Below are 2,585 nucleotides of genomic sequence, written 5' to 3'. Positions count from 1 at the left end.
GCACCAGCCGGCCCGGGCCGTACCCGGCGAGCTGGCCGTGCTCCACCACGCGGCCGTCGCGCAGGACGGCGAACGCGTCGGCGACCCGGTACACCTCGTCGAGCCGGTGGCTGACGTAGAGGATGCCGTGGCCCCGGTCGCGCAGGGCGTGCAGGACGCCGAACAGCCGGGCGCAGTCGGCGGCGGGCAGGGTGGCGGTGGGCTCGTCGAGGACGATGGCGTCGGCCCGGGCGGCCAGGGCGCGGGCGATGGCGACCAGCGAACGCTCCGCCGGGGCCAGGTCGGCGATCCGGGCGCCGGCGTCGAGGTGCCCGGCGACGATGTCCAGGGCCTCCTCGCAGCGCTCCCGGGTCCGCCGCCAGGAGACCAGGCCGGCCCGGCGCGGGTAGCCCGTGCCCAGGGCGATGTTCTCGGCCACCGTCATCCACTCGACCAGCCCGGGGTCCTGGTGGATGAAGGACATGTGCCGGCCGGCCCCGTGGGAGCCCAGCGGCCGGCCGGCCACGGTCACCTCGCCCGCGTCGGCGTGGTGGACCCCGGCGAGCACCTTGATGAGGGTGGACTTGCCGGCGCCGTTGGGGCCGAGCAGGGCCAGGACGCTGCCGCGGTACAGGTCGAGGTCGACCGAGTCCAGGGCGAGGGTGCCGCCGAAGTGCTTGCGCAGACCGCGCACGCGGACGAGGGGTTCTCCACCGGGACGCGGAGGTGGGCTCATTCCTCGACTCTAGATGACCTCGCCGCCCGGACCGGGTCACGCCGCGTCCAGGGCGAACTCCGCCCATATGACCTTTCCGTCGGGGGTGTAGCGGGTGCCCCAGGCCTGGGCGAGCTGCGCCACCAGGAACAGGCCCCGGCCGCCCTCGTCGGTGTTGGCGGCCTGGCGCATCCGCGGGGCGGTGTTGCTGGCGTCGTACACCTCGCAGATCAGGGTGCGGTCGTGGATCAGGCGCACCCGCACGGGCTCGCCGCCGCCGTACCGGATCCCGTTGGTGACCAGCTCGCTGAGCAGCAGTTCCGTGGCGAAGGAGGACTCCTCCAGGCCCCACCGGCCGAGCTGCTCCATGGCCGCGGCGCGGACGTCGCAGACGCGGGCCGGGTCGGCCGGCAGTTCCCAGGCGGCGATCCGGTCCGGGGGAGTGGCGTGGGTGCGGGCGACCAGGAGCGCGATGTCGTCGGCGGGGTGCTCGGGGGCCAGGGCGTCCAGGATCGCCTGGCAGGTGTCCTCGGGGGAGCGGCCGGGGTCGGTGGCCAGGGTGCGGTGCAGCTCCTCCAGGGCGAGGTCGATGTCGCGGTGGCGGTCCTCGATGAGCCCGTCGGTGTAGAGGACCAGCCGGCTGTTCTCGGGGAGGTGGACCTCGGCGGACTCGAAGGGCAGTCCGCCCAGGCCCAGCGGGGGCCCGGCGGGCAGGTCGGGGAAGGTCACGGTGCCGTCGGGCAGCAGCAGGGCGGGCGGCGGGTGGCCGGCGCGGGCCATCGTGCACCGCTGGGTGGTCGGGTCGTAGACCGCGTACAGGCAGGTGGCGCCGACGATCGCGGTGGTGCCGGCGGCCGGGTCGTCCCCGCCCTCCTCACGGTCCAGACGGACCATGAGGTTGTCCAGGTGGGTGAGGAGTTCGTCGGGGGCCAGTTCCAGTTCGGCGAAGTTGCGGGCGGCGGTGCGCAGCCTGCCCATGGTCGCCGCCGCGTGCAGTCCGTGCCCGACGACATCGCCGACGAGGAGGGCGACGCGGGTCCCGGACAGCGGGATGACGTCGAACCAGTCGCCGCCCACCCCGGACTCGGCGGGCAGGTAGCGGTGGGCCACCTCGACGGCGCTCTGCTCGGGCAGCCCGTGGGGGAGCAGGCTGCGCTGGAGGCTCAGGGCCAGGGTGTGCTCGCGGGTGTAGCGGCGCGCGTTGTCGATGCACAGGGAGGCGCGGGCGGCGAGTTCCTGGGCGAGGGAGCGGTCGTCGTCCCCGTACGGGGCGGGGTTGCGGGAGCGGTAGAAGCACGCCACGCCGAGGACGACGCCCCGCGAGAGCAGCGGCACGGTGATCAGCGAGTGGATGTTGTGGGCGAGGAGCAGCTCGGCGTGGTCCGGGTCCTGCGCGATCCAGCCGAAGGCCGCTTTCAGTTCGGGCTCCAGCACCGGCTGCCCGGTGGCCAGGGAGCGCATGTGGGGCGTGGTCGGGCGGAGCACCAGCCGTTCGCCGACCGGGTAGAAGGGGCAGTCGTCGCGGATGCCGTGCACCACCGTGCGGTGCAGTTCCCCGGTCGGGTCGTTCGACTCCTCGCCGCGCAGCACGGATGCGGGCACGTCGACGGTGACGAAGTCCGCCAGTCTCGGGACCGCGGTCTCGGCCAGCTCCCGGGCGGTGCGGCCGACGTCGAGGGTGGTGCCGATCCGGGTGCTGGCCTCGGCCAGCAGCTCCAGCCGCCGGCGTGCCGCGACGGCGTACTTCCCGACCTCCGGCTCGCCGACCAGCACCAGCCCCCGCACCGCGCCGGCCCCCGGGGCGGGGGCCGCGGGCGCGCTCCCGGACGCGGGCGCAGCGGCGTGGGCGTGCAGGGGCGCGTGGGCGTGGGCGGGCGCGGGTGCCGGTGCG

Annotated in this window: 2 protein-coding genes; both read right to left on the bottom strand. The window is 75.3% G+C overall.

Annotated features, from left to right (window positions below):
• A partial coding sequence (locus SSNG_RS01870; protein ID WP_007262089.1) for an ATP-binding cassette domain-containing protein occupies positions 1-715 on the bottom strand: 715 nt, incomplete at its 3' end.
• A 36-nt stretch (positions 716-751) separates the two neighbouring features.
• The coding region (locus SSNG_RS01865; RefSeq protein ID WP_128636828.1) for a SpoIIE family protein phosphatase at positions 752-2,585 on the bottom strand (1,834 nt) is incomplete at its 5' end.

It is taken from the genome of Streptomyces sp. C, from assembly GCF_000158895.1.
GTDB lineage: Bacteria > Actinomycetota > Actinomycetes > Streptomycetales > Streptomycetaceae > Streptomyces > Streptomyces racemochromogenes.
This window is presented reverse-complemented; position numbering and strand designations above follow the sequence as displayed.